The following is a 253-nucleotide window of genomic DNA, read 5'->3' as shown; positions in this document are numbered from 1 at the left end:
CTCGCCCTATGCCAATACGGGCGCCTACGTGCTCGATGAGCGGCTCGGCCTGTGCCCGGCCGGGGTCGTCGGAGAGCTCTACGTCGCAGGCGGGGGCCTGGCACGCGGCTATCATGGCCGTCCCGCCCTGACCGCGTCGCGCTTCGTGGCGAGCCCGTTCGGCGCGGGCGAGCGGCTCTACCGGACCGGCGACCGGGCCGCCTGGCGGGCCGACGGCCAGCTCGTCTATCACGGCCGGGCCGACGATCAGGTG

Annotated in this window: 1 protein-coding gene; it reads left to right on the top strand. The window is 74.7% G+C overall.

The features are described from left to right. Nucleotides 1-253: AMP-binding protein (locus tag JCR33_RS24675; protein WP_198884804.1), on the top strand; the 253-nt coding region annotated here is incomplete at both ends.

The organism is Acuticoccus mangrovi (assembly GCF_016411865.1).
Taxonomy (GTDB): Bacteria; Pseudomonadota; Alphaproteobacteria; order Rhizobiales; family Amorphaceae; genus Acuticoccus; species Acuticoccus mangrovi.
Note: the sequence above shows the minus strand (reverse complement) of the source record. Positions and strands in the feature narration are given on the sequence as shown.